This window comes from Streptomyces sp. NPDC006551, from assembly GCF_040611675.1.
Taxonomy (GTDB): domain Bacteria; phylum Actinomycetota; class Actinomycetes; order Streptomycetales; family Streptomycetaceae; genus Streptomyces.
Map to the genome: position 1 here is coordinate 1 of NZ_JBEXOT010000006.1, position 25260 is coordinate 25260.

At 72.0% G+C, this 25260-nt stretch carries 19 protein-coding genes; 13 read left to right on the forward strand and 6 right to left on the reverse strand.

The annotated features are described in order from the left end of the window. Positions 1-122: 122 nt before the first annotated feature. Both ABZY12_RS08845 and ABZY12_RS08850 read right to left on the reverse strand, forming a co-directional pair. Positions 123-1700: an NADH-ubiquinone oxidoreductase-F iron-sulfur binding region domain-containing protein gene (locus ABZY12_RS08845; protein ID WP_356888592.1), complete on the reverse strand. Its 1578-nt coding sequence runs from the start codon at positions 1698-1700 to the stop codon at positions 123-125. Further along, positions 1697-2878, reverse strand: a complete 1182-nt coding sequence (locus ABZY12_RS08850; RefSeq protein WP_356888593.1) for a hypothetical protein — start codon at positions 2876-2878, stop codon at positions 1697-1699. The genes ABZY12_RS08845 and ABZY12_RS08850 overlap by 4 nt, the downstream gene beginning before the upstream one ends. Positions 2879-3272: 394 nt before the next feature. Here ABZY12_RS08850 and leuS point away from each other — a divergent pair, with 394 nt between their 5' ends. The 7 genes from leuS to ABZY12_RS08885 all read left to right on the forward strand — a co-directional run bounded on the left by leuS (position 3273) and on the right by ABZY12_RS08885 (position 13632). Next, positions 3273-6140 (forward strand): leucine--tRNA ligase, encoded by a 2868-nt coding sequence (gene leuS / locus ABZY12_RS08855; RefSeq protein ID WP_356888594.1) that lies wholly within the window; start codon positions 3273-3275, stop codon positions 6138-6140. Between the two features lie 157 nt (positions 6141-6297). Continuing rightward, the gene (locus ABZY12_RS08860; protein ID WP_356888595.1) at positions 6298-7101 is read left to right on the forward strand and encodes a hypothetical protein; all 804 of its coding nucleotides are present in this window, start codon (positions 6298-6300) and stop codon (positions 7099-7101) included. Between the two features lie 123 nt (positions 7102-7224). Beyond that, entirely contained in the window at positions 7225-8070 is an 846-nt protein-coding gene (locus ABZY12_RS08865; protein WP_356888596.1) for a DegV family protein, read from the forward strand. A 107-nt stretch (positions 8071-8177) separates the two neighbouring features. Then, positions 8178-9257, forward strand: coding sequence for a ComEA family DNA-binding protein (locus tag ABZY12_RS08870; protein WP_356888597.1), 1080 nt, complete (start codon positions 8178-8180; stop codon positions 9255-9257). Continuing rightward, positions 9254-11701: a ComEC/Rec2 family competence protein gene (locus ABZY12_RS08875; protein ID WP_356888598.1), complete on the forward strand. Its 2448-nt coding sequence runs from the start codon at positions 9254-9256 to the stop codon at positions 11699-11701. The genes ABZY12_RS08870 and ABZY12_RS08875 overlap by 4 nt, the downstream gene beginning before the upstream one ends. Positions 11702-11755: 54 nt before the next feature. Further along, positions 11756-12373 carry a helix-turn-helix domain-containing protein gene (locus ABZY12_RS08880; protein ID WP_356888599.1) on the forward strand — a complete coding sequence of 206 codons (618 nt, stop codon included), beginning with the start codon at positions 11756-11758 and terminating at the stop codon, positions 12371-12373. Further along, a complete protein-coding gene (locus ABZY12_RS08885; protein ID WP_356888600.1) occupies positions 12370-13632 on the forward strand; it encodes an MFS transporter in 1263 nt (420 codons plus the stop codon). The genes ABZY12_RS08880 and ABZY12_RS08885 overlap by 4 nt, the downstream gene beginning before the upstream one ends. A 166-nt stretch (positions 13633-13798) precedes the next feature. Here ABZY12_RS08885 and ABZY12_RS08890 read toward each other — a convergent pair whose 3' ends face one another. Continuing rightward, entirely contained in the window at positions 13799-14044 is a 246-nt protein-coding gene (locus tag ABZY12_RS08890) for a hypothetical protein (protein ID WP_356888820.1), read from the reverse strand. A gap of 54 nt (positions 14045-14098) precedes the next feature. Between ABZY12_RS08890 and holA the strand changes: the two genes are divergently transcribed. Next, complete coding sequence (gene holA / locus ABZY12_RS08895; protein WP_356888601.1) at positions 14099-15085, forward strand: DNA polymerase III subunit delta; 987 nt, start codon at positions 14099-14101, stop codon at positions 15083-15085. A gap of 394 nt (positions 15086-15479) precedes the next feature. Here holA and rpsT read toward each other — a convergent pair whose 3' ends face one another. After that, a complete protein-coding gene (gene rpsT, locus ABZY12_RS08900; protein WP_137989361.1) occupies positions 15480-15746 on the reverse strand; it encodes a 30S ribosomal protein S20 in 267 nt (88 codons plus the stop codon). Positions 15747-15931: 185 nt separating this feature from the next. Here rpsT and lepA point away from each other — a divergent pair, with 185 nt between their 5' ends. The 3 genes from lepA to hemW all read left to right on the forward strand — a co-directional run bounded on the left by lepA (position 15932) and on the right by hemW (position 21216). Continuing rightward, positions 15932-17803, forward strand: a complete 1872-nt coding sequence (lepA, locus tag ABZY12_RS08905) for a translation elongation factor 4 (RefSeq protein WP_356888602.1) — start codon at positions 15932-15934, stop codon at positions 17801-17803. A 237-nt stretch (positions 17804-18040) separates the two neighbouring features. Further along, a complete protein-coding gene (locus ABZY12_RS08910) occupies positions 18041-19915 on the forward strand; it encodes an AMP-dependent synthetase/ligase (RefSeq protein WP_356888603.1) in 1875 nt (624 codons plus the stop codon). A 68-nt stretch (positions 19916-19983) separates the two neighbouring features. Beyond that, positions 19984-21216, forward strand: a complete 1233-nt coding sequence (hemW, locus tag ABZY12_RS08915; protein WP_356888604.1) for a radical SAM family heme chaperone HemW — start codon at positions 19984-19986, stop codon at positions 21214-21216. A gap of 130 nt (positions 21217-21346) precedes the next feature. Here hemW and ABZY12_RS08920 read toward each other — a convergent pair whose 3' ends face one another. Continuing rightward, positions 21347-22150 carry a DUF3097 domain-containing protein gene (locus tag ABZY12_RS08920; protein WP_356888605.1) on the reverse strand — a complete coding sequence of 268 codons (804 nt, stop codon included), beginning with the start codon at positions 22148-22150 and terminating at the stop codon, positions 21347-21349. Positions 22151-22160: 10 nt separating this feature from the next. After that, positions 22161-22880, reverse strand: a complete 720-nt coding sequence (locus ABZY12_RS08925; protein WP_356888606.1) for an MBL fold metallo-hydrolase — start codon at positions 22878-22880, stop codon at positions 22161-22163. Positions 22881-23044: 164 nt separating this feature from the next. Here ABZY12_RS08925 and hrcA point away from each other — a divergent pair, with 164 nt between their 5' ends. Continuing rightward, complete coding sequence (hrcA, locus tag ABZY12_RS08930; RefSeq protein ID WP_137989367.1) at positions 23045-24064, forward strand: heat-inducible transcriptional repressor HrcA; 1020 nt, start codon at positions 23045-23047, stop codon at positions 24062-24064. Continuing rightward, complete coding sequence (gene dnaJ / locus ABZY12_RS08935; protein ID WP_356888607.1) at positions 24065-25204, forward strand: molecular chaperone DnaJ; 1140 nt, start codon at positions 24065-24067, stop codon at positions 25202-25204. The last annotated feature ends 56 nt before the right edge of the window (positions 25205-25260 follow it).

Consider the following 25260-nt stretch of genomic DNA (forward strand, 5'->3'; position numbering starts at 1 on the left):
TATCGCTCTGTTGTTTGCGCGTGTGCTTGTATGGCTTGTGCTCCGGTTTTCAATTCTCCTTAGCTCCACAGAAGAGAAGCGGGTCATCCGGATCGGATGACCCGCTTCTTCGTGTGCCGGCGTCAACCCAGGCCGGTTCCCAGCGCCTTGCGGCCCGTGACCGGCGGCAGGACGGGCCGTTCCGCGGGCGGCGCCTCCACCCGGAGCGCCAGCGCCGGACAGCGGCGTACGGCCCGCTGTGCGCGTCCCCGCAGATGCACCGGTACGGAAGCGTCGGCCAGCGCCGGATAACCGTCCGGGCCCAGCCTGATCAGCTCCGGCACGATGTCGGCGCACAGTCCGTGCCCCTGGCACAGGGTCCAGTCCACGGCCAGCTTCTCGCCGCTCGGGATCGACTCCTCCAGGTCCTGGTAGCCGGGGCCGGGCAGGGGCAGCACCCCCGTCGTGGGGCGGCCGCAGCCGCCGTCGAGGACATGGGCGGCCAGATCGTCCGTGAACGCCGACAGCGTCGAGGCGAAGAAGCGGGCCGAGCCGTCGGGGTGCTTGCACGCGCCACGGCCCTTCACCGCCTGCGTCACCTCCCGCAGCGCCTCCAGCGCGGCCGGGCCGCCGCCGTTCAGCACGTCCGACAGACCGCCGGCCGCCGCGGGCAGACCCAGCCTGCAGGGTCCGCACTGGCCGGCCGTCTCCGCCGCCAGCCAGTTCGCCACCCGCAGTGACTCGCCGAGCGGACACGTCTCGGGACCGATGGGCAGGATCGCCCCGGCGCCCAGGGCGCCGCCGACGGCCGCCAGGGACGCGCGCGAGACGACGGCGTTGTGGACGGCGGTCGAGTCGATCCAGTTGCCGTGGTAGCCGCCGGTGAGGACGCCCTGCGGCAGCGGCGGGGCGCCCGCCAGCTGGAGCACGTACCTGAGCGGGACACCCGTCGGGACCTCGACCACCATGGGGCGCGCGACCGCTCCCGAGATCGTCAGGAGGACCGTGCCGGGCTCGGAGTCCAGGCCGGTGTGGCCGAACCGGCGCGGACCGATCCGGGCGGCGACGGCCAGCTGCGCGAACGTCTCGGCGTTGGAGAGCAGGGTCGGCGCGCCGCCCACCCCCGACTCCGCCGCGCGTTCACGGCGGCCGAGGGGCAGAGCGGGACCACCGCCCGCCGCGCGGACCACCGCCGACGCCTCCCCGGAGACCATCCGCTCGGGAGTACGGACGACACGCGCGCGGAGTGCCTGTCCGCGCCGGTCGGAGAGACCGCGTTCGGCCAGGGCGGCCCGGACGGAGATCTCCGTGGAGTTACGGGTGACGGCGACGATCAGGGTCCGGGCGCCGAGGGCCTCGGCGGCCAGCAGGGCGCCGTCCAGGATCAGGTGCGGCGCGCGGTTGAGGAGCACCGTGTCCTTGCGGCAGGCCGGCTCGCCCTCACTGCCGTTGATCACCACGACGGGGCGCACGCCGCGGCGGATCGCCGCCTGCGCGACCGCCCTGAGCTTGCGGCCGAAGGGAAAACCGGCGCCACCGCGCCCGTGCAGGGATATCTCGTCCGAGAGCTGGGCGAGCCGCTCGCCATTCATCGGCTCCAGCGGTCCGTGCACCTTCAGGTGCATGGCGAGGCCGAGCCGTTCGACCAGGTCGAAGCCCTGGGTGAGCTGCGGCAGACCGACGACGCGGACCTCGGGAACGTCGGGGAGAGGCCGGTTCACGGGCGGTCCCCTCCGGGCGCGGTCCAGGGCTCACCCGCGGGCGGCGGGCTCGCGTGGGTCGGTATCGGCATCGGCGGCGAGGGCGTGGGCCAGAAGCCGGGTCGGGAGGAAGACGGACGGGGAGAGGGGTCGGGGACGACGGGAAGCTCCTCGGTCATGGGGACGCGCTCGGCGAGCGGGGCGCCGGGATCGACGGGGGCGGGTGGGTTCGGAGCGGGAAAGGGGCTGCGGGAGACGGCGCGGTAGGCGGCGGAGAAGCCGGCGCCGGCGCGCGGGGGCGGTGGCGCCGACTCGTACAACTGGGGTACGGGGGGAGGCGGCGGCGCGTTCAGCGGGGGCCGGGCGACCGGGCGGTCCAGCCATTCGGCGGACAGGGTGGGGGGCTCGTCGGGGGGCGGTTCCTCCTCGCTCCGCCGCTGGGGTCCGGCGGGCCGCTCGGCGGCCGGCCGGCCGCGGCGCCCACGGCGGCCGCGACCCTCCAGTGAGCTGAGGAGCTCGGCCGTCCGGTCGGCGAGGTCGCGCTGTACCGGGGCGGGCAGCTGCCGCAGCGAGACGGCCGCGGCGACCGCCGCGAGCGCCAGGCAGTACACGACCACGACCCAGCCGGCGGCCGGCCGGCCCGCGTACAGGCCGTGGACCAGGGCGAAGCACCACGCCGGGTAGGCCAGCATGTGCAGCGGGCGCCAGTGAGCGGCGAACCGGCTCCGGCAGGCCAGGGTGCTGCGCAGGGCGCCGGTCGCGGCGGTGATCACCATCAGCAGACCGGCGAGCGAGCCGAAGCCGATGAGGCCGGCCGCGCCGGTGATGCCGAGGCCGAAGGGGATCAGCGCGCCGATCGGCTCGACATGGCCGAGGGAGACCTTCACCGTGCCGTGCAGCAGCAGAAAGCCGAGGGAGGCGACGGCGGTGGCGCGGTGGACGCCCTGGGCGAGCAGCCGGTGACGGGCGGAGAGCAGCAGCCGGTCGGTGGCGACGAGTCCCCACACGACCGAGGCGGTCAGGGCCACCAGTGACAGCACACCGGTGGTGAAGTCGAGCGCGGCCCGGAAACCGTCACTGCCGCCTATCGCGAGCAGCGGAATGATCACCAGTCCCGCGACCGAAAGCCCGCCCCGAACCGGCCGGCTCATACCGGTTCGCAGGGCGGGAGAAGAACGGATCTTGCGATGAGGGTTCATGGGGGCGACTCCGGAATGGTGCGGATAAGCGGTCCCGTTGCCGCATGCTAAGTCGCTGCATACCGGCCGGTAGGTGGTTTGCTCGTTTACGCGGGGCGCGACGTGTAACTGACTCTGGGGTTGCCCTGGATAGGGGCGATACGCGGAGTAACCCGGGCGCCTCGGGCGCCCTGCGGCCCAGCGGACGGAACGTCGGTGCGGGCCGCTCGGGCCCTGCGGTACCCTGACGCCATGCGTGCCGTACGCCTTCTGCTTAGCGAGCCGCGCTGATCAGTCCCGACGGATGAAAGATCCGGTCGGAATCGGCGCGGCGTCCCCTCCTGTGCGAGGGGATTTTTCATTTCGTGGCATTTCGTGGCAGTGGGCAGAGACGATCGATGGAGCTTCAAGGATCATGAGCGAGATGAATTCGGCTGCCGAGACGGCGGCCCCGCATCGTTATACGGCGGCCATGGCCGCCGACATCGAGGCACGCTGGCAGGACTTCTGGGACGCCGAAGGCACGTACGAGGCGCCGAACCCCACCGGTGATCTGGCGGGCGACCCCGAGATCGCCGCCCGGCCCAAGAAGTTCATCATGGACATGTTCCCGTACCCCTCGGGCGCGGGCCTGCACGTCGGTCACCCGCTGGGCTACATCGCCACCGATGTCTTCGCCCGCCACCAGCGCATGACCGGCCACAACGTGCTGCACACCCTGGGCTTCGACGCCTTCGGCCTCCCGGCCGAGCAGTACGCCGTACAGACGGGCACGCACCCGCGCGTGTCCACCGAGGCCAACATGGAGAACATGAAGGTCCAGCTGCGCCGGCTGGGCCTGGGTCACGACAAGCGCCGGTCGTTCGCCACGATCGACCCGGAGTACTACAAGTGGACCCAGTGGATCTTCCTGCAGATCTTCAACTCCTGGTACGACGACGAGGCCAAGAAGGCCCGCCCGATCGCCGAACTGGTCGAGCAGTTCGAGAACGGCACGCGTGAGGTCCCCGGCACGCGCGCGTGGAGCGAGCTGACCGCCGCCGAGCGCGCCGACGTCCTGGGTGACTACCGCCTGGCGTACGCCTCCGACGCGCCCGTCAACTGGTGCCCCGGCCTGGGCACGGTCCTGGCCAACGAGGAGGTCACCGCCGACGGACGCTCCGAGCGCGGCAACTTCCCCGTCTTCAAGGCCAAGCTGCGCCAGTGGAACATGCGCATCACCGCCTACGCGGACCGCCTGCTGGACGACCTGGACGCGCTGGACTGGCCCGAGGCCATCAAGCTGCAGCAGCGGAACTGGATCGGCCGCTCCGAGGGCGCCCGCGTCGACTTCCAGGTCGGCGACTCCGGCGCCATCACCGTCTTCACCACCCGCCAGGACACCCTGTTCGGTGCCACGTACATGGTCCTGGCCCCCGAGCACGACCTGGTCGAGAAGATCGTCCCGGCCGCCTGGCCCGAGGGCACCCACGACGTGTGGACCGGCGGCCACGCCACCCCCGCCGAGGCCGTCGACGCCTACCGCAAGCAGGCCGCCTCCAAGTCCGACGTCGAGCGGCAGGCCGAGGCCAAGGACAAGACCGGTGTCTTCACCGGCGCGTACGCCACCAACCCGGTCAGCGGCGAGCAGGTCCCCGTCTTCATCGCCGACTACGTCCTGATGGGCTACGGCACCGGCGCGATCATGGCCGTCCCGGCGCACGACTCCCGGGACTTCGCCTTCGCGCGCGCCTTCGAGCTGCCGATGCGCTGCGTGGTCGAGCCGAGCGACGACCGCGGCACCGACCCGTCCGCCTGGGACGACGCCTTCTCCTCGTACGAGGCGAAGCTGATCAACTCCTCGAACGACGACGTCTCGCTGGACGGCCTGGGCGTCGTCGAGGCCAAGGCGAGGATCACCGCCTGGCTGGCCGACCGGGGCATCGGCGAAGGCACCGTCAACTTCCGGCTGCGCGACTGGCTGTTCAGCCGCCAGCGCTACTGGGGCGAGCCCTTCCCCATCGTGTACGACGAGGACGGCATCGCACACCCGCTGCCCGAGTCGATGCTGCCGCTGGAGCTGCCGGAGGTCGACGACTACTCGCCGCGCACCTTCGAGCCGGACGACGCCGACACCCAGCCGGAGACGCCGCTGTCGCGCAACGAGGACTGGGTCAACGTCACCCTGGACCTGGGCGACGGGCCGAAGAAGTACCGCCGCGAGACCAACACCATGCCCAACTGGGCCGGTTCCTGCTGGTACGAGCTGCGCTACCTGGATCCGCACAACGACCGGAAGCTGGTCGACCCGGCCATCGAGCAGTACTGGATGGGCCCGCGCGAGGGCATGCCGACCGGTGGCGTCGACCTGTACGTCGGCGGCGCCGAGCACGCCGTGCTGCACCTGCTGTACGCGCGGTTCTGGTCCAAGGTGCTGTTCGACCTGGGCCACGTCTCCTCCGCCGAGCCGTTCCACAAGCTGTACAACCAGGGCATGATCCAGGCCTTCGTCTACCGTGACGCGCGCGGGATCGCGGTGCCGGCGGCCGAGGTCGAGGAGCGCGACGGCGGCTTCTGGTACCAGGGCGAGAAGGTCAGCCGCGTTCTGGGCAAGATGGGCAAGTCCCTGAAGAACGCGGTCACCCCGGACGAGATCTGCGCCGAGTACGGCGCCGACACCCTGCGCCTGTACGAGATGGCGATGGGCCCGCTGGACGTCTCCCGCCCCTGGGACACGCGCGCGGTGGTCGGCCAGTACCGGCTGCTGCAGCGGCTGTGGCGCAACATCGTCGACGAGTCGACCGGTGAGGCCACGGTCGTCGACACCGCGCCCGACGAGGACACGCTGCGCGCCCTGCACAAGGCGATCGACGGCGTCTCGCAGGACATGGCGGCCATGCGCTTCAACACCGCCATCGCCAAGGTCACCGAGCTGAACAACCACCTGACCAAGGCGGGCGGAGCGGTGTCGCGGCCGGTCGCCGAGCAGCTGGTGCTGCTCGTCGCCCCGCTGGCCCCGCACATCGCCGAGGAGCTGTGGCGCAAGCTGGGCCACACCGACTCGGTCGTCCACCAGGACTTCCCCGTCGCCGACCCGGCGTACGTCGTCGACGAGACGGTGACCTGCGTCGTGCAGATCAAGGGCAAGGTCAAGGCGCGTCTGGAGGTCTCGCCGTCGATCACCGACGCCGAGCTGGAGGCGCTGGCCCTGGGTGACGCGAACGTGGTCGCGGCGCTGGGCGGCGCGCAGATCCGCAAGGTGATCGTGCGCGCGCCGAAGCTGGTCAACATCGTGGCCGGCTGACGACGAGGCATGGGGGCTTTCCCCTACGGGCAGGTTGGGGGTCCCGATGGAACCCTCGGCCTGCCCGTTCCGTTTACCGTGGAGAACGACAGCTGAGGAAACTCGACGCGGGGCGACTCGCGAGCCGGGGAACTCGACCGACGCCGGAGGGGCGCACATGGAAGCCGCGATTGTGATCATGGCGCTGCTCTTCTTCGCCTTCGTGGCGCTGGGGGTGTACGCCACCGTGAAGGTCGTCAAGGCCGCCAAGCGCGGTGTCGACCGCACGATCACGCAGGCCCGGCGCACGGTCGAGGACACGACGCTGCGCGCCAAGAGCTACGGCCAGATCGGGGTCGCCGGCGAACTGGCCCAGCTGAGACTGTCGCTGCGCACCTCGATGCGGGCCACCCAGGAGGCCCTGCGGGCAGGGGCCGCCGAGGACGCGTCGCTGAGGGAGACCCTGGACCTCTTCCACCGGCTGAGCGCCCATGGGCAGGAGCTGGACGAGGAGCTCAAGCGTCTGGAGCGGGAGCCGGACCGGACGAGGGTGGCCGGTCAGCTCGCCGAGCTGCGGAAGCGTACGGAACAGATCACACGGTCGGCGGACTCGCTGCGCTGGGCCGCCCGGGACCGGGCGCGCAAATTCGCCGAGGACGACCTGTCCTCGTTGAGTGCGCAGATCGACATGGAGGCGGGCGCGCTGCGCCACTGGTCGGTGACGGACACCCCGGGACGTGACACGGCCGACTTCTCGTGGCCCGAGGCGGGCGCCGCCGAGCCGGGTGCCGACCGGGGGCAGGTGTGGCCGGCGGAAGCCGAGGCGGAGCCGGGGAAGGCCCCGGGCGCTTCCGGCTCTTCCGGGGCCACCGCCCCCAAGGGCGACGAGCGTCAGCAGCCTCCGCCCGCGATCACGCCGCGCGATCCTCGGCAGACGGCCTATCCCTGGGAGAAGTCCGCCCGGCCTGAGACCACCAACTGACGCGCCGCTCACCTGGGTTGACCGGGCGCCAGGATCGGAGGCCCGTCCGGCGCGGTGACGTGGGCCGATTCCGTCCGGGGGCCGGGCTGCCGCGGGACGGTCTTGGCGGGTAACCTCCCGCTCATGTCCCGGCATGTCGCGATCGTCACCGATTCCACGGCCTACCTGCCACCGCAGACGATGGAGCGGCACGGCATCACAGCGGTACCGCTGACCGTCGTCATCGGCGACCGCGCCCTTGAGGAGGGCACCGAGATCTCGGCGCGGTCCCTGGCGCAGGCGCTCCAGAAACGGCGGCCGGTGACCACCTCGCGTCCCAGCCCCGAGGTCTTCGCGGCGGCCTATCGCGCCGCGGCCGAGGCCGGCGCGCGGAGCATCGTCTCGCTCCACCTCTCCGCCGAGGTCTCCGGCACGTACGACGCCGCCGTGCTGGCGGCGAAGGACGCACCCGTGCCTGTACGAGTGGTGGACACCCGGATGATGGGGATGGCGCTCGGGTTCTGCGCGCTGGCGGCGGCCGAGGTCGCGGAGGCGGGCGGATCGCTCGACGAGGCGGTCGCCGCGGCCGAGAAGCGGGCCGCGGGCACGTCCGCCTTCTTCTACGTCGACACGCTGGAGTACCTCCGCAGGGGCGGGCGCATCGGGGCCGCGCAGGCGCTGCTGGGCTCGGCGCTCGCCGTGAAGCCGCTCCTCGAGCTCGAGGGCGGCCGGATCGAACTCCGCGAGAAGGTGCGCACGGCGTCGAAGGCCATCGCCCGGCTGGAGGAGATCGCCGTGGAGCGGGCGGGCTCCGGTCCGGTGGATGTCGCCGTGCACCACCTCTCCGCGCCCGAGCGGGCCGCCGTGCTGGCCGAGCGCCTGCGCGAGCGGCTGACGGGTGTGGAGGCGTTGCAGGTCAGTGAGGTGGGAGCGGTGATCGGGGCGCACACGGGCCCGGGGCTGCTCGCGGTCGTCGTCTCACCCCGCTGACAGTCCCGTCCCTCGTGTGAGTGACGCGTTTTTCCACAACCGGGCGGTAATACACCGGAATTGAGGCGTCTCAGCGGGTTCCCGGCGATGTGCCTACCGTCTCGTGCATGGCTCTTCGCACACGCTTCGCCTCACGTCAGGCACCTCACTCATCCCACTCCGAGACGACCGCGCCCCCGGTCAGGACACCGAGGGCGACCAGCGGCCCCGGTCGCGCCCCGGGATCGGACGGCCGCGCCCGGCAGCGGTCCCGGGGGCGACACGCGGTCGCGGCGACCCGCGCGACCGTCAGGCACCGGGGCGACGCCCTCTTCCCGCCCGTCGGCACCGGCGTCACTTCCGACTCGTCTGCCACTTCCGGTACGTCTGTTGCCTTTGGCGCGCCCGTCTCCACCGGCACGTCCGCCTCTTCCGGCACCTCCGCCGCCGGGCCCGAACCACCCGTGGAGCGGGTACGGGAAGAGAGGCCCGGGGCCCGGCGGCGGGAGCGGCTGGGGCTCGCGCTCAGGGAACGGCTGCCGATGTGGGTGCAGTCCAGGTGTGGCCTCGAACCGAGGACGCTGGCCGCGCTGGCCGTGATCCTGGTGGTGGCGGCGGGCTTCGCCGGCCGCTACTTCTGGACGGGGCGGCCGGAGGCCGTGCGGGCACCGGAGGTCGTGCGCGCCGCGCCGCTGCCGGAGAGCGGGGCCTCCCCGCTGTCCCCGGCACCGCCTGCCCCGGCCACGGGAACGCCGCCGTCGGCGGTGGTGGTCGACGTGAGCGGCAAGGTACGACGGCCCGGGGTGCTGACGCTGCCGTCGGGATCGCGGGTGGCGGACGCCCTGCGCGCCGCGGGCGGAGTCCGGCCGGGTACGGACGTCACGGGACTCAACCGGGCCAGGATCCTCATGGACGGCGAACAGGTGGTGGTCGGGCTGCCGATGCCGGCCGCGGTCGACGGCGCCCCCGGCAGCGGCTCGGGCCTCGGTGGGGGTACGGCGGCCGGTGGGCGCGCGATGCCCCTCAGCCTCAACGCGGCGACCGTGGAGCAGCTCGACACCCTGCCCGGCGTCGGACCGGTCCTCGCCCAGCACATCGTGGACCATCGCACCGAGCACGGCGGGTTCCGGTCGGTCGCCGAGCTGCGCGAGGTCAACGGCATCGGCGAACGCAGGTTCGCGGACCTCGAACCGCTGGTCCGGCCATGAATCCGAGCGACGAGGGACCGGTCGATCTCCGGCTGGTACCACCGGCGTTGGCGGCCTGGGGTGCGGCAGCGATCGCCGTGGGCGTCCCCGGGTGGTGGACGCTCGCGGGGGTGCTGGCGTGCGTCGGCGGGGCGGGCCTGCTGCTGTCGCTCCCGGTGGGGGCGGCAGGGCACGGGAGGGCGTGGCGGCTCCGGGCCACGGCGGGGGCGGCGGCGCTGCTCTGTGCCGGGGCCGGTGCCGCGTCGGGCGGGCTGCACGCGGCTGACCTGGGCCGCGGGCCGGTACCGGGTCTCGCCGGGAAGTACGCCCGGGCGAGCACCGAGGTGACGGTCACCTCCGATCCACGGCTCACCCGGCCTCACATCCGGGGCGACCGTGCGGCCCCGGTCTCCGTCGTCCTGCACGGGGAGGTCACTCGCGTCGAGGCGGCCGACGGTTCGGTGCACCGGACCAGGACGCCGGTGCTCGTGATCGTGCCGACGGGCGAGTCCCAGGGGCGGTGGCTGGGTCTGCTGCCCTCCACCCGGCTGCGGGTCGACGGACGGTTCGCGCCGACGACCCGTCCGGGCGACCCGTTCGCGGCGGTGCTCCGCGTCGACCGGGAGCTGCCACCACGGATCACCGGTCCGCCAAATGCCCTGCAGCGCACGGCGGGAGAACTCAGAGCCGGACTGCGGCGCGCGACCGAGGACCTCGGGCCGGACGCCCGGGCACTGCTGCCCGGGCTGGTCGTCGGGGACACCTCCCGGATCGATCCCGAGTTGAGCGACGCTTTCCAGGCGACGGATCTCACGCACCTTCTCGCGGTCTCAGGTTCCAACCTCACGATCGTCCTGCTGCTCCTGGTCGGCAGGCCGGGCACCGCGCTTCGTGCGGAGCGCGGGGGGCTCGCGCCCCGCCTCGGCATTCCGCTGCGGTCCACCGCGCTGACCGGAGGCGGTCTCACCCTCGCCTTCGTCATCGTCTGCCGGCCCGATCCGAGCGTGCTGCGTGCGGCGGCCTGCGGCCTGGTCGCCCTGCTCGCCATCGGCACCGGACGGCGCAGATCGCTGTTGCCCGCCCTCGCCGCGGCGGTGCTGCTGCTGGTGCTGTACGACCCGTGGCTGGCGCGGAGTCATGGGTTCCTGCTCTCCGTGCTCGCGACCGGGGCGCTGCTCACGATCGCGCCGCGCTGGAGCGAGGCGCTGCGGCGACGCCGGGTTCCGGGCCGGCTGGCGGAGGCGTTGGCCGCCGCCCTGGCGGCCCAGGCGGTGTGCGCGCCGGTGGTGGCGGTCTTCGCGGCCCGGGTGAGCCTGGTCGCGATCCCCTGCAATCTTCTCGCCGAGCCGGCGGTCGCTCCGGCGACGGTGCTCGGGTTCGCCGTGCTCGCCCTGGCACCCGTCTCGCTCCCGGCCGCCGAGCTCGTCGCGAAGGTCGCGGCCTGGCCCGCCGAGTGGGTCGCCGAAGTCGCCCGTGCCGGGGCGGCGCTGCCGGGGGCGGAGGCGGTGTGGCCGGGTGGCTGGTGGGGCGGGCTGTTCCTCGCCGTCCTCTTCGGCCTGGTGGTGCTCGGCGCGCGGAAGCTGCCCTGTCGGCGGGGGATCGGTGCCGGGTGCGCCGTCCTGCTGCTGGTCGCGGTGGTGCGGCCCGCGCCGTTGACCCGGCTGGTCACCGGATGGCCCCCGCCGGGCTGGGCGTTCGCCATGTGCCAGGTCGGACAGGGGGACGCGACCGTGCTGGCGGCCGGAGGGGACGCGGCCGTCGTGGTGGACGCCGGGCCCGATCCGGCGTTGGTGGACCGCTGCCTGCGCGAGCTCGGGGTCCGCCGGATCCCCCTGGTGGTGCTCACGCATTTCCACGCGGATCATGTCGCCGGTCTCGCGGGAGTGCTGCGGGGGCGGGCCGTCGGGGCGATCCAGACGACGGGGCTCGAAGAGCCTCCCGGCCAGGCGGCGTTCGTACGGCGGCAAGCGGCGAAAGCCGGGATCCCGATCGTCCGGGCGTGGCCCGGGGAGCGACGGCGCCTGGGACCGCTGGAGTGGCAGGTGCTGTGGCCACGGGCGGCGCCCGGGGCGGTGGCGGCGGCGGAGTCGGGGCCGAACGACGCCAGCGTCACCCTGCTCGTGCGGACGGCGGGAGGGATGACCCTGCTGCTGCTCGGGGACCTGGAACCTCCCGCCCAGCAGGGCCTGGCGCGGGCCTACCCGTCCCTGCGGCCGGTGGACGTGCTCAAGGTCGCCCACCACGGCTCCGCCCACCAGGATCCCGGGCTGATACGGGCCGTGCGGCCGAGGCTGGCGCTGGTGTCGACCGGTCGTGACAACCCGTACGGGCACCCGTCGGCCCGGACCGTCGAAGCACTGCGGGCCGGGGGAGCGGAGGTGCTCAGGACGGACCGGGACGGGGCGATCGCGGTGACGGGGGCGGGTCCGAGCCTTCGGGCCCTGCCGAGAGGAGACGGCCTGTGAGGCGCGCCTGGTGGCATCCTTGTAAAGGAAGCTTTCTAAAGATAGCTTTACATCATGGAGGAGAACCCCCAGCCCCGCAGCATCCACCTCACGGACCCCCGCGCCCTGCGGGCCTATGCCCATCCGACACGGATGGCCCTGGTCGGGCTGCTACGGAGCAGCGGACCGTTCACCGCCACCCGGGCCGCCGAGCTCACCGGCGAATCGGTGGCCAGCTGCTCCTACCACCTGCGGATACTCGCCAAGTACGGACTGGTGGAGGAGGCGCCGGGCGGACGGGGGCGGGAGAAGCCCTGGCGGGCGACGGCCCGGTACACGGACTGGCCCGGGGACAGCGAGGACGCGTCGGTCGCGGAGGCGGCGGACGCGCTGAGCGCCGCTGTCGCCGAGCGGTACTTCGAGCGGGTCCTGCGGGCCATGAAGGACCGGCAGCGGTTGCCGCGGGAATGGCGGGAGGCCGAGCAGTTCGGCGACTCGCTGCTCTACCTCACCCCCGCCGAGCTGACCGCCTTCGGTGAGCGGGTCGAAGAACTCCTGCGGCCCTACGAGGACCGTCAGTCCGACCCCTCCCTGCGGCCGGAGGGGGCCAGGCCCGTCAGCGTGCTGCGGATCGCGTACCTGGACCGCGAGATCCCCGAGGAGAGCTTCGACGACGAGAGGAATGAGAGATGAGCGCCGCGGAACGCATACCCGCGCTCCTGCGCGAGCGGCCCTTCCGGCGCTACTGGACCGGACAGACCGTCTCCCTCGTCGGGGACCAGATCTCCCTCATCGCGATCCCGCTCGCCGCCGTCCTCGTCCTCGGGGCCGACGCCGCCGAGATGGGGTGGCTCAAGACCGCCGAACTGCTGCCCGCGTTGCTGCTCAACCTGCCCCTCGGCGCCTGGGCCGACCGGCAGGCCCGACGGCGCCGAGCCATGATCGCCGCCGACCTCGGCCGGGCGGCGCTGCTGGTGACCCTCCCGGTCGCGTATCTGCTCGACGCCCTCACCCTCGGGCAGCTCTACGCGGTCGCCTTCGGCGTCGGCGCGCTGACCGTGCTCTTCGAGGCGTGCAACGCCACGCTGTTCGTGGCGATGGTCCCGACCGAGCGCTACGTCCAGGCCAACTCACTGGCCAACGGCAGCCGTTCGATGTCGTGGCTGGCAGGTCCCGGCATCGGCGGCGTGCTGGTGCAGGTCCTCACCGCGCCCTTCGCGCTGCTCGCCGACGCCCTCACCTATCTGCTCTCGGCAGGTTTCCTGGCCCGGATCAGCCCCGTCGAACCCCCGCCCTCCCCGGTCGGCAAGGGTCACTTCACCGAGGGGCTCCGCTGGGTCGTGCGGAACCCGTCCATGCGGGCGCTGTTCACGGCCTCCGGGACGATCCAGTTCTTCAACTACATGTTCCACACCCTGTTCGTGCTGTACGCCACGACTGAACTCGGCCTGAGCGCGGGTGTTCTCGGCGCGGTCCTCGGCGCCGGAGCCGTCGGGGGGCTGATCGGCGCCGTGTGCGCGGGTCGGGTCGTGCGCCGGTTCGGAATCGGTCCCTCCATCGTCGCCGGATTCCTCGGCTTCACCCTGCCCCTGCTGCTGATCCCACTCGCCGAAGGCCCGACCGCCCTGGTCGTCGTCCTGCTGTTCGGCGCCGAGTTCCTCTCCTGCGTCGGCGTGATGGTCGTGGACATCGCCGCGGGCTCCTTCCAGATGGCGCTGATACCCGATGCCGTCCGGGCCCGTGTGATGGGCGCGTTCCGCACCCTCAACCACGGCTTCCGCCCTCTCGGCGCACTGGCCGGAGGCGCCCTCGGCACCGCGATCGGGCTGCGCCCGACCCTGTGGATCGCGACCGCCGGAGCGGTGTTCGCCGTCCTGTGGCTGCTGCCCTCGCCGCTGCCCCGCACCCGCGAACTGCCCGCGCCCGCCGAGGAACCGGTACCGGCCCCGTAGGTCACCCGCGCCCGCCAGGGAACCCGTACCGGCCCCGTAGGTCACCCGCGCCCGCCGAGGAACCCGTACCGGCCCCGTAGATCCCCTGCCACCGCCGAGGAACCCGTACCGGCCCCGTAGATCCCCTGCCACCGCCGAGGCGTAGGCCACCCGCGATCGGCCGCTCCTACGTGGCCTCCAGCCAGCCCTCGTACTCGGCGGCGAGCGCGTCGAGCGCCGCGGAGTCCAGCCGGCCTTCCGGGTCCTCCACGACGACCAGCCACTGGGCGTCCTCCGCGTCGTCCTCGCCCGCCAGGGCGTCCCTGACGAGCTGCGGCTCCTCGGCGACACCGAAGCGGGCGGGCAGCTCCTCGGCGACCTCCTCGGCGGCGTCGCGGTCCGGCAGTACGAGTACGTGTCGTTCGCTCACCAGGTCATTCTCCGGTACGGGAGGGAGTGTCGGTGGCCCGTGGGATGCTGGGACGCGATGGCCACCAGAAAGACTTCGACCGACGACCTGCTCGCCCCCGTCACGCTCGCCGTGGGCCAGGAGGACCTGCTTCTCGACCGCGTGGTCCAGGAGGTGGTGGCGGCCGCCCGCGCCGCCGACGCCGACACGGACGTGCGCGACCTCACCCCCGAGCAGCTCCAGCCCGGCACGCTGGCGGAGCTGACCAGTCCGTCGCTCTTCGCCGAGCGCAAGGTCCTCGTCGTGCGCAATGCCCAGGACCTGTCCGCGGACACGATCAAGGACATCAAGGCGTACGTCGACGCGCCCATCGAGGAGATCTCGCTCGTCCTGCTCCACGCGGGCGGCGCCAAGGGCAAGGGTCTGCTCGACGCGGCGCGCAAGGCGGGCGCGCGGGAGGTGGCGTGCCCGAAGACGACGAAGCCGGCGGAGCGTCTGACGTTCGTACGCCAGGAGTTCCGTTCGCTGGGGCGGTCGGCCACGCCCGAGGCGTGCCAGGCGCTGGTCGACTCGGTCGGCAGTGATCTGCGGGAGCTCGCCTCGGCGGTGTCCCAGCTGACCGCGGACGTGGAGGGCACGATCGACGAGGCGATCGTCGGGCGGTACTACACCGGCCGCGCGGAGGCGTCCTCGTTCAACGTCGCGGACCGCGCGGTGGAGGGACGGGCCGCGGAGGCGCTGGAGGCCCTGCGCTGGTCGCTCTCGACCGGCGTCCCGGCGGTCCTGATCACCAGCGCGCTGGCCCAGGGCGTCCGGGCGATCGGCAAGCTGTCGGCGGCGCGGGGCGGCCGGCCGGCGGACCTGGCGCGGGAGCTGGGGATGCCGCCGTGGAAGATCGACCGGGTCCGGCAGCAGATGCGGGGCTGGACACCGGACGGGGTGTCGCTGGCGCTGCGGGCGGTGGCGGAGGCGGACGCGGGCGTGAAGGGCGGCGGGGACGACCCGGAGTACGCCTTGGAGAAGGCGGTGGTCGCCGTGGCGAGGGCGGCGCGGCTGCGGCGGTAGGGCGGGGGCGCGCGCGGCGCTGGGGGCTGTTGCTTCCCAAGCGCCTCTACGGGCGGGTGGGGCGATGCCCCATGGCTTTCGCGGTGCCCTCGCGGCACCTTCGCGCCGCCCCGGCGCTGGGGGTGGTTGCTTCCCAAGCGCCTCTACGGGCGGGTGGGGCGATGCCCCACGGCCTCCGCGGTGCCCTCGCGGCGCCTTCGCGCCGTGGTGCCGCCAGGTGCGTCGTACGGCGAAGGCCCCGCCGTTCTCCTGGGGAAGGAGAGTGGCGGGGCCTTCGGCGTGAGACTGGTGGGCTCGCGCACGCGTGGCGAACGCGTGTCGCGCGCGAGTCCGGGGTGCCGGGTGGGAGCGGAAGAGAGGGCCCGCTTGGTCCCGTCCGGCGTCACATCAGAGCTCAGCCCTGCAGAGCGGCAACCTTGGTGGCCAGCGCCGACTTCTTGTTGGCGGCGGCGTTCTTGTGGATGACACCCTTCGAGACAGCCTTGTCGAGCGCGCGGGAGGCGGCGCGAGAAGCCACGACGGCCTTCTCGACGTCACCCGCGGCGACGGCCTCGCGGGCCTTGCGGATCGCGGTCTTGAGCGAGGACTTGACGGCCTTGTTGCGCAGGCGCGCCTTCTCGTTCGTCTTGTTCCGCTTGATCTGGGACTTGATGTTCGCCACGAAAAGAGCCTTTTCAGGTTCGATGATGTTTCTGAGGGCGTGTCCCGTAGCTGAGAGGGCACACGAGACACAGCTGTCCACGGTATCAGGCGCTCTCAGTGCCGCCCAAACCGAGCACAGCGCCGCGGTCGTGGGACCATGGAGCCTACGTATCGATCCGACATCGCCCCGAGACGAGACCCTGCGTGCCCGCGACTCCTACCCACGTGCCCGAGCCGAGCCGTACCGACCCGGCGCTGATCCGCAATTTCTGCATCATCGCGCACATCGACCACGGCAAGTCGACCCTTGCCGACCGGATGCTCCAGCTGACCGGTGTCGTCGACCAACGGCAGATGCGCGCCCAGTACCTCGACCGGATGGACATCGAGCGCGAGCGCGGCATCACGATCAAGTCCCAGGCGGTCCGGCTGCCCTGGGCGCCCACCGAGGGCACGGGCCAGGGCAAGACCCACATCCTGAACATGATCGACACCCCCGGGCACGTCGACTTCACGTACGAGGTGTCGCGCTCCCTCGCCGCCTGTGAGGGCACGATCCTGCTCGTGGACGCGGCCCAGGGCATCGAGGCGCAGACCCTGGCGAACCTCTATCTGGCGATGGAGAACGACCTCACCATCGTTCCCGTACTGAACAAGATCGACCTGCCGGCCGCCCAGCCGGAGAAGTTCTCCGAGGAGCTCGCCAACCTCATCGGCTGCCAGCCCGAGGACGTGCTCAAGGTCTCCGCCAAGACGGGCCTCGGCGTCGAGGCGCTGCTCGACCGGGTCGTGGAGAACGTGCCGGCTCCCGTCGGTGTGGCCGACGCGCCCGCCCGCGCGATGATCTTCGACTCGGTCTACGACTCCTACCGCGGTGTCGTGACGTACGTACGAGTCGTCGACGGCCAGCTCAACAAGCGCGAGCGCATCAAGATGATGTCGACCGGCGCCACCCACGAACTGCTCGAGATCGGCGTCTCGTCCCCGGAGATGACTCCCGCCGACGGCATCGGCGTCGGCGAGGTCGGCTACATCATCACCGGCGTGAAGGACGTCCGTCAGTCCAAGGTCGGTGACACGATCACCTCGCTGAGCAAGGGCGCCACCGAGGCGCTCGGCGGGTACAAGGACCCCAAGCCGATGGTGTTCTCGGGCCTCTACCCGCTGGACGGATCGGAGTACCCGGACCTCCGCGAGGCCCTCGACAAGCTGCAGCTCAACGACGCCGCGCTGGTCTACGAGCCGGAGACCTCCGCCGCCCTCGGCTTCGGTTTCCGCGTCGGCTTCCTCGGCCTGCTCCACCTGGACGTGATCCGGGAGCGCCTGGAGCGCGAGTTCGGCCTCGACCTGATCGCCACCGCCCCCAACGTGGTCTACCGCGTGGTCATGGAGGACGGCAGCGAGCACACGGTCACCAACCCGAGCGAGTTCCCCGAGGGCAAGATCAGCGACGTGTACGAGCCCGTCGTACGCGCCACGATCCTCGCCCCCAGCGAGTTCATCGGCGCGATCATGGAGCTGTGCCAGACCCGCCGCGGCACCCTCCTCGGTATGGACTACCTCTCCGAGGACCGGGTGGAGATCCGCTACACCCTCCCCCTCGCCGAGATCGTCTTCGACTTCTTCGACCAGCTGAAGTCCAAGACGCGCGGTTACGCCTCCCTCGACTACGAGCCCACCGGCGAGCAGGCCTCCAGCCTGGTCAAGGTCGACATCCTGCTGCACGGCGACAAGGTCGACGCGTTCTCCGCCGTCACCCACAAGGACGCGGCGTACGCGTACGGCGTACGGCTCGTCGCCAAGCTGCGTGAGCTGATCCCGCGGCAGGCGTTCGAGGTCCCGATCCAGGCCGCCATCGGCTCGCGTGTCATCGCCCGTGAGACCATCCGCGCCATCCGCAAGGACGTCCTCGCCAAGTGCTACGGCGGTGACATCTCCCGTAAGCGGAAGCTGCTGGAGAAGCAGAAGGAAGGCAAGAAGCGGATGAAGATGGTCGGCTCCGTGGAGGTCCCGCAGGAGGCCTTCATCGCCGTCCTGTCGAGCGACGACTCCGCCGGCGGCAAGAGCAAGAAGTGATCGGCCACTCGGCGGACGCATAGCTGACAGATACACCGAACGGGCCCACGCACGGACTGTGCGCGGGCCCGTTCGGCGTTCGTTCTGTTATCAACCGGGTATCAAGCGGCGGCCCACAGGGCCTTACGCGGCGGACTTCGGCCATCTACTCTGATCCCGGCTCGAAGGTTACTCGCCAGTTAGAAACGCACGCCAGATCGCACCACCAGCAGGCACCGCCGCCGCCCGGAGGACGTCGTGAGCGACACACAGACCCTGATCGAGAACCGGCCGCCCTCCGTGGCAGCCCTCTTCCTTGAGCGCGTGGCGCGGACTCCCGACGCGGAGGCCTATCGCTACCCGGTCCCGGCCGCCTCCGGCCAGGGGCCCGACGACTGGAAGTCGCTCAGCTGGGGGCAGGCGGCCGAACGGGTCTACGCCATCGCCGCCGGCCTGATCGACCTCGGAGTCCAGCCCGAGGAGCGGGTCGCCCTGGCCTCCTCCACCCGGGTGGAATGGATCCTCGCCGACCTCGGCGTGATGTGCGCGGGCGCCGCGACCACCACCGTCTACCCGTCGACCAACGCCGAGGAGTCGGCGTTCATCCTCTCCGACTCCGAGTCGAAGGTCCTCATCGCGGAGGACGCGGCCCAGCTGGCCAAGGCCCGCGAGCGCCGCGCCGACCTGCCCGGCCTCCACCACGTCGTCGTCATCGACCCCACGGGCGTGGAGACCGACGAGTGGGTGCTGACCCTCGCCGACCTGGAGGCGCGCGGCAAGGCGTACCTGGAGAAGAAGCCCGAGGCGGTCAAGGAGCGCGTCGCGGCCATCAGCTCCCGCCAGCTCGCCACCCTCATCTACACCTCGGGTACCACCGGCCGCCCCAAGGGCGTCCGCCTCCCGCACGACAACTGGTCGTACATGGCCAAGGCCATCGCCGCGACCGGCCTGGTCACCAAGGACGACGTCCAGTACCTGTGGCTGCCGCTGGCCCACGTCTTCGGCAAGGTGCTGACCTCCGGCCAGATCGAGGTCGGCCACGTCACCGCCGTCGACGGCCGCGTCGACAAGATCATCGAGAATCTGCCGGTGGTCCAGCCGACCTACATGGCCGCCGTGCCCCGCATCTTCGAGAAGGTCTACAACGGAGTCGCCGCCAAGGCCCGGGCCGGCGGCGGCGCCAAGTACAAGATCTTCCAGTGGGCGGCGGGCGTCGCCCGTGAGTACGCCAAGGTCACCCAGGACAACTTCCGGCGCACCGGCACCGCCTCGGCCCCCTTCGGCCTCAACGCCAAGCACAAGGTCGCCGACGCGCTCGTCTACTCCAAGCTCCGCGAGGCCTTCGGCGGCCGGCTGCGCGCCGCCGTCTCCGGCTCCGCCGCCCTCTCGCCCGAGATCGGCTACTTCTTCGCCGGCGCCGGCATCCACATCCTGGAGGGGTACGGCCTGACGGAGACCAGCGCGGCCTCCTTCGTCAACCCGGGCGAGGCCTACCGCACCGGCACCGTCGGCAAGCCGCTCCCCGGCTGCGAGGTCCGCATCGCCGACGACGGCGAGATCCTGCTGCGCGGCCCCGGCGTCATGGAGGGCTACCACGGCCTGCCCGAGAAGACGGCCGAGGTCCTGGAGTCCGACGGCTGGTTCCACACGGGCGACATCGGCGAGCTCTCCGCCGACGGCTACCTCCGCATCACCGACCGCAAGAAGGACCTGATCAAGACCTCGGGCGGCAAGTACATCGCCCCCGCCGAGGTCGAGGGGCAGTTCAAGGCCGTCTGTCCGTTCGTCTCCAACATCCTCGTCCACGGCGCCGACCGGAACTACTGCACGGCCCTGATCGCGCTCGACGAGCCCACCATCCTCGGCTGGGCGGCCGACAACGGCCTCGAAGGCAGGACCTACGCCGAGGTCGTCGCGTCCCCGCAGGCCGAGAAGCTGATCCAGGGATACGTCGACCGCCTCAACGAGGGCCTCCAGCGCTGGCAGACGATCAAGAAGTTCCGTCTCCTGCCGCGCGACCTCGACATCGAGCACGGCGAGCTGACCCCGTCCTTGAAGCTCAAGCGGCCGGTGGTCGAGCGGACGTACAAGCACCTGATCGACGAGATGTACGCGGGCGCGCGCGAGGCGTGACCGCGGCCTGATCCTGGCCTCTGGTCGCCGCAGGCGGCTCACCTCGGGCGGTACGGGACAATGGGCTCATGCCTTCCGTACTGCCCGATGGTGAGCCCATGCCCGAGACCGGGGCGCTGCCCGCGCACGCCCTGGAAGGGGCGGCCGAGCGGCCCCTCGGGTTCTATCTGCACGTGCCGTACTGCGCGACGCGCTGCGGCTACTGCGACTTCAACACGTACACCGCGAGCGAGCTGCGCGGCAGCGGGGGCGTGCTCGCCTCCCGCGACAACTACGCCGAGCAGGTCGTCGAGGAGATCCGGCTCGCCCGGAAGGTGCTGGGCGACGACCCGCGGCCGGTGCGGACCGTGTTCGTGGGCGGCGGGACGCCGACCCTGCTCGCCGCCGGGGATCTCGTACGGATGCTGGGAGCGATCCGGGACGAGTTCGGGCTCGCGGACGACGCCGAGGTGACGACCGAGGCGAACCCGGAGTCGGTGGACCCGGCGTACCTGGCGGAGCTGCGGGCGGGCGGGTTCAACCGGATCTCGTTCGGGATGCAGAGTGCGCGGCAGCACGTCCTGAAGGTCCTGGACCGTACGCACACGCCGGGGCGCCCCGAGGCGTGCGTGGCGGAGGCGCGGGCGGCGGGCTTCGAACACGTCAACCTGGACCTGATCTACGGCACGCCGGGGGAGTCCGACGACGACTGGCGGGCCTCGCTCGACGCGGCGATCGGCGCCGGCCCCGACCATGTCAGCGCGTACGCGCTGATCGTGGAGGAGGGGACGCAGCTGGCGCGGCGGATCCGGCGGGGCGAGGTGCCGATGACCGACGACGACGTGCACGCGGACCGGTATCTGATCGCGGACTCGGTGTTCGCGGAGGCCGGTTTCGAGTGGTACGAGGTGTCGAACTGGGCCGCCACTGAGGCCGGGCGCTGCCTGCACAACGAGCTGTACTGGCGCGGCGCCGACTGGTGGGGCGCGGGGCCGGGGGCGCACAGCCACGTGGGCGGTGTGCGCTGGTGGAACGTGAAGCATCCGGGGGCGTACGCGGCGGCGCTGGCGTCGGGAAGGTCGCCGGGCGCCGGGCGGGAGATCCTGTCGGCGGAGGACCGGCGCGTGGAGCGGGTGCTCCTCGAGCTCCGGCTCCGTGAGGGGTGCCCGCTGGACCTCCTGCGGCCGGACGGCCTGGCAGCGTCGCTGCGCGCCCGCGACGAGGGCCTCCTCGACCCGACCGCGTACGCGTCGGGGCGCGCGGTCCTGACGCTCCGGGGTCGCTTGCTGGCGGACGCCGTGGTGAGGGACCTGGTCGACTAGTTCGTTGCCCGCAGAGTCTCGCCTGGCCCGCCCTTCGGGCGGACGGCGATACTGTGCGGACTCTCCCCAGGCCTGTCCGGCGGATCAGGTCCGAGACAGGCCCTGCGGCCTGTCTCGGACCCTTGTGGGACTACGGCGCCGTGACGAAGTCGATCAGTTCTTCCACGCGGCCCAGGAGCGACGGCTCGAGGTCCTTGTAGGAGCGCACCTTCGACAGGATGTGCTGCCAGGCCGCGCCCGTGTTCTCCGGCCAGCCGAGCGCGCGGCAGACGCCCGTCTTCCAGTCCTGGCCCCGCGGGACGGCCGGCCAGGCCGGGATGCCGACGGAGGACGGCTTCACCGCCTCCCAGACGTCGATGTAGGGGTGGCCGACGATCAGGACGTCCGGGGAGGAGACCCGGGACGCGATACGGGACTCCTTCGACCCCTCCACGAGGTGGTCGACCAGCACCCCGAGCCGCGCGTCCGGCGCCGGGCCGAAGTCGGCGACGATGGACGGCAGGTCGTCGATGCCCTCCAGGTACTCCACCACGACGCCCTCGATGCGCAGGTCGTCGCCCCACACCCGCTCCACCAGCTCGGCGTCGTGGCGGCCTTCCACGTAGATGCGGCCCGCGCGGGCGACCCGGGCCCGCGCGCCCGGGACCGCGATCGAGCCCGAGGCCGTACGGGCGGGGCGGGAGGGCGACGCCGCCGCGGGACGCACCAGGGTCACCACACGGCCCTCCAGGAGGAAGCCGCGCGGCTCCATCGGGAAGACCCGGTGCTTGCCGAAGCGGTCCTCCAGGGTCACGGTGCCCGCCTCACAGCGGATCACCGCCCCGCAGAAGCCCGTCGACACCTCCTCCACCACGAGGTCGACGTCCGCCGGAACCTCGGGCACCGGGGCCGGCTTCTTCCAAGGGGGCGTCAGGTCCGGGTTGTAGCTGCGCATTCGCGCGACGTTATGACACTCCGAAGCGCCGTGCCAGCTCTTCCCGTTGTGTCCGTACGAACGCGGCGTCGACGACCGCCCCGTGCCCCGGCACGTACACCGCGTCCTCCCCGCCCAGCTCCACCAGCCGGTCGAGCGCCGCCGGCCAGCGCGAGCCGATCGCGTCCGGCCCGGCCTGCGGCTCCCCGGACTCCTCGACCAGGTCGCCGCAGAACACGATCTCCCGGGCGCCGGTCACGAGAAGCACCAGGTCGTGGCCCGTGTGGCCGGGGCCCACATTGGCAAGGAGCACCTGCCGGCCGCCCAGCTCCAGCGTCCACTCGCCGGACACCGTGTGGCGCGGCGCCACCAGCACGTCGGTCGCCTCCGTGGCGGCCGCCTCGTCGACCCCGTGCCGTACCGCGTCCGTCCGCAGCGCGTGCCGCTCCCGGCGCAGCAGCTCGTCGACGCCCACCGCCCCGTACACCTCCGCCCCTGAGAACGCCGCGGTGCCCAGCACATGGTCGAAGTGCGGGTGGCTCAGTGCGATGTGCGTCACCTTGCGGCCGGTCATCGCCTCCACCTGCGTCCGCAGCTCGGCGCCCTCGCGGAGCGTGGAGCCCGTGTCGTACAGCAGCACCGCCCTCTCGCCGAGCACCAGGCCCACCGTGGCGTCCCAGACGGGCAGTCGCCGCCGCCCGACCCCGTCCGCGAGCCGCTCCCAGCCGAACTCTTCCCAACCGACATCCATGCGGCGACGCTATCCGCTACGGCGGAGGTGAGAAGCGACTCCGTCGCCGCCTCCTTGCCAGGAACGACGACCACCGCCGTACACTGGCCGGGGGATTCCTGGCACTCGAACAGGGCGAGTGCCAAACACGGAGCAACCGGAACGCCAGCTGGAGGTGTGCGCCCATGCTCAGCGAACGCAGACTCGAGGTGCTGCGCGCCATCGTCCAGGACTACGTCGGGACGGAGGAGCCCGTCGGCTCCAAGGCGCTCACGGAGCGCCACAAGCTCGGCGTCTCGCCCGCCACGGTGCGCAACGACATGGCCGTCCTGGAGGACGAGGGCTACATCGCCCAGCCGCACACCAGCGCCGGACGCATCCCGACCGACAAGGGCTACCGCCTCTTCGTCGACCGGCTGGCCGGTGTCAAGCCGCTGTCGACGCCCGAGCGGCGCGCCATCCACAACTTCCTCGACGGCGCCGTGGACCTCGACGACGTCGTCGGGCGTACGGTCCGGCTGCTCGCGCAGCTGACCCGCCAGGTCGCCGTCGTGCAGTACCCGTCGCTGACCCGCTCGACGGTCCGGCACGTGGAACTGCTCTCGCTGGCCCCCGCCCGGCTGATGCTCGTCCTGATCACGGACACCGGCCGGGTCGAGCAGCGGATGATCGACTGCCCGGCGCCGTTCGGCGAGACCTCGCTGGCGGATCTGCGGGCCCGGCTCAACAGCCGGGTCGTCGGCCGCCGTTTCGCGGACGTGCCCCAGCTGGTGCAGGATCTCCCGGAGTCCTTCGAGGAGACGGAGGACCGCGGCACGGTCTCGACGGTTCTCGCGACCCTGCTGGAAACCCTGGTGGAAGAGCACGAGGAACGGCTGATGATCGGCGGCACCGCCAATCTCACCCGCTTCGGGCACGACTTCCCCCTCACGATCAGGCCGGTGCTGGAAGCGCTCGAGGAGCAGGTCGTGCTCCTCAAGCTGCTCGGCGAGGCCAAGGACTCGGGCATGACCGTACGGATCGGGCACGAGAACGCCCACGAGGGACTCACCTCCACGTCCGTCGTCGCGGTCGGCTACGGTTCGGGCGACGAGGCAGTCGCCAAACTCGGCGTGGTCGGACCGACCCGCATGGACTACCCCGGAACGATGGGAGCGGTACGCGCAGTGGCACGTTACGTCGGACAGATCCTGGCGGAGTCGTAAGTGGCCACGGACTACTACGCCGTACTCGGCGTGCGCCGCGACGCGTCCCAGGACGAGATCAAGAAGGCATTCCGGCGGCTCGCCCGCGAGCTGCACCCGGATGTGAATCCCGATCCGAAGACGCAGGAGCGGTTCAAGGAGATCAACGCCGCCTATGAGGTGTTGTCGGACCCGCAGAAGAAGCAGGTCTACGACCTCGGCGGCGACCCGCTCTCGGCCTCCGGCGGTGCCGGCGGCGCCGGCGGCTTCGGCCAGGGCGGCTTCGGGAACTTCTCGGACATCATGGACGCGTTCTTCGGTACGGCGTCGCAGCGCGGGCCGCGCTCGCGGACGCGACGCGGCCAGGACGCGATGATCCGGCTGGAGATCGACCTCAACGAGGCCGCCTTCGGTACGACGAAGGACATCCAGGTCGACACCGCGGTCGTCTGCACGACCTGCTCGGGCGAGGGCGCCGCGCCCGGTACCTCCGCGCAGACCTGTGACATGTGCCGCGGCCGCGGTGAGGTCTCGCAGGTCACCCGGTCCTTCCTGGGCCAGGTCATGACCTCCCGCCCCTGCCCCCAGTGCCAGGGCTTCGGCACCGTCGTCCCGACCCCGTGCCCGGAGTGCGCGGGCGACGGCCGGGTCCGCTCGCGTCGCACGCTGACCGTGAAGATCCCGGCCGGCGTCGACAACGGCACGCGCATCCAGCTCGCCGGCGAGGGCGAGGTCGGCCCCGGCGGCGGCCCCGCCGGTGACCTGTACGTCGAGATCCACGAGGTCCCGCACGAGACCTTCCAGCGGCGCGGCGACGACCTGCACTGCACGGTCACGATCCCGATGACGGCGGGCGCGCTCGGCACCAAGGTGCCGTTGCAGACGCTCGACGGCGTCGAGGAGGTCGACATCCGCCCGGGCACGCAGTCGGGCCAGTCGATCCCGCTGCACGGGCGCGGCATCACGCATCTGCGCGGTGGCGGGCGCGGCGACCTGATCGTGCACGTCGAGGTCACGACGCCGTCGAAGCTGGACCCGGAGCAGGAGCGCCTGCTGCGGGAGCTGGCGAAGCTGCGCGGCGAGGAACGGCCGACCGGCCAGTTCCAGCCGGGACAGCAGGGCCTGTTCTCCCGTCTCAAGGACGCGTTCAACGGGCGGTAGTCGGCGCCCCGCCGAGCCCGTACGAGGGCGCCCTCCGCCGACCGCGGAGGGCGCCC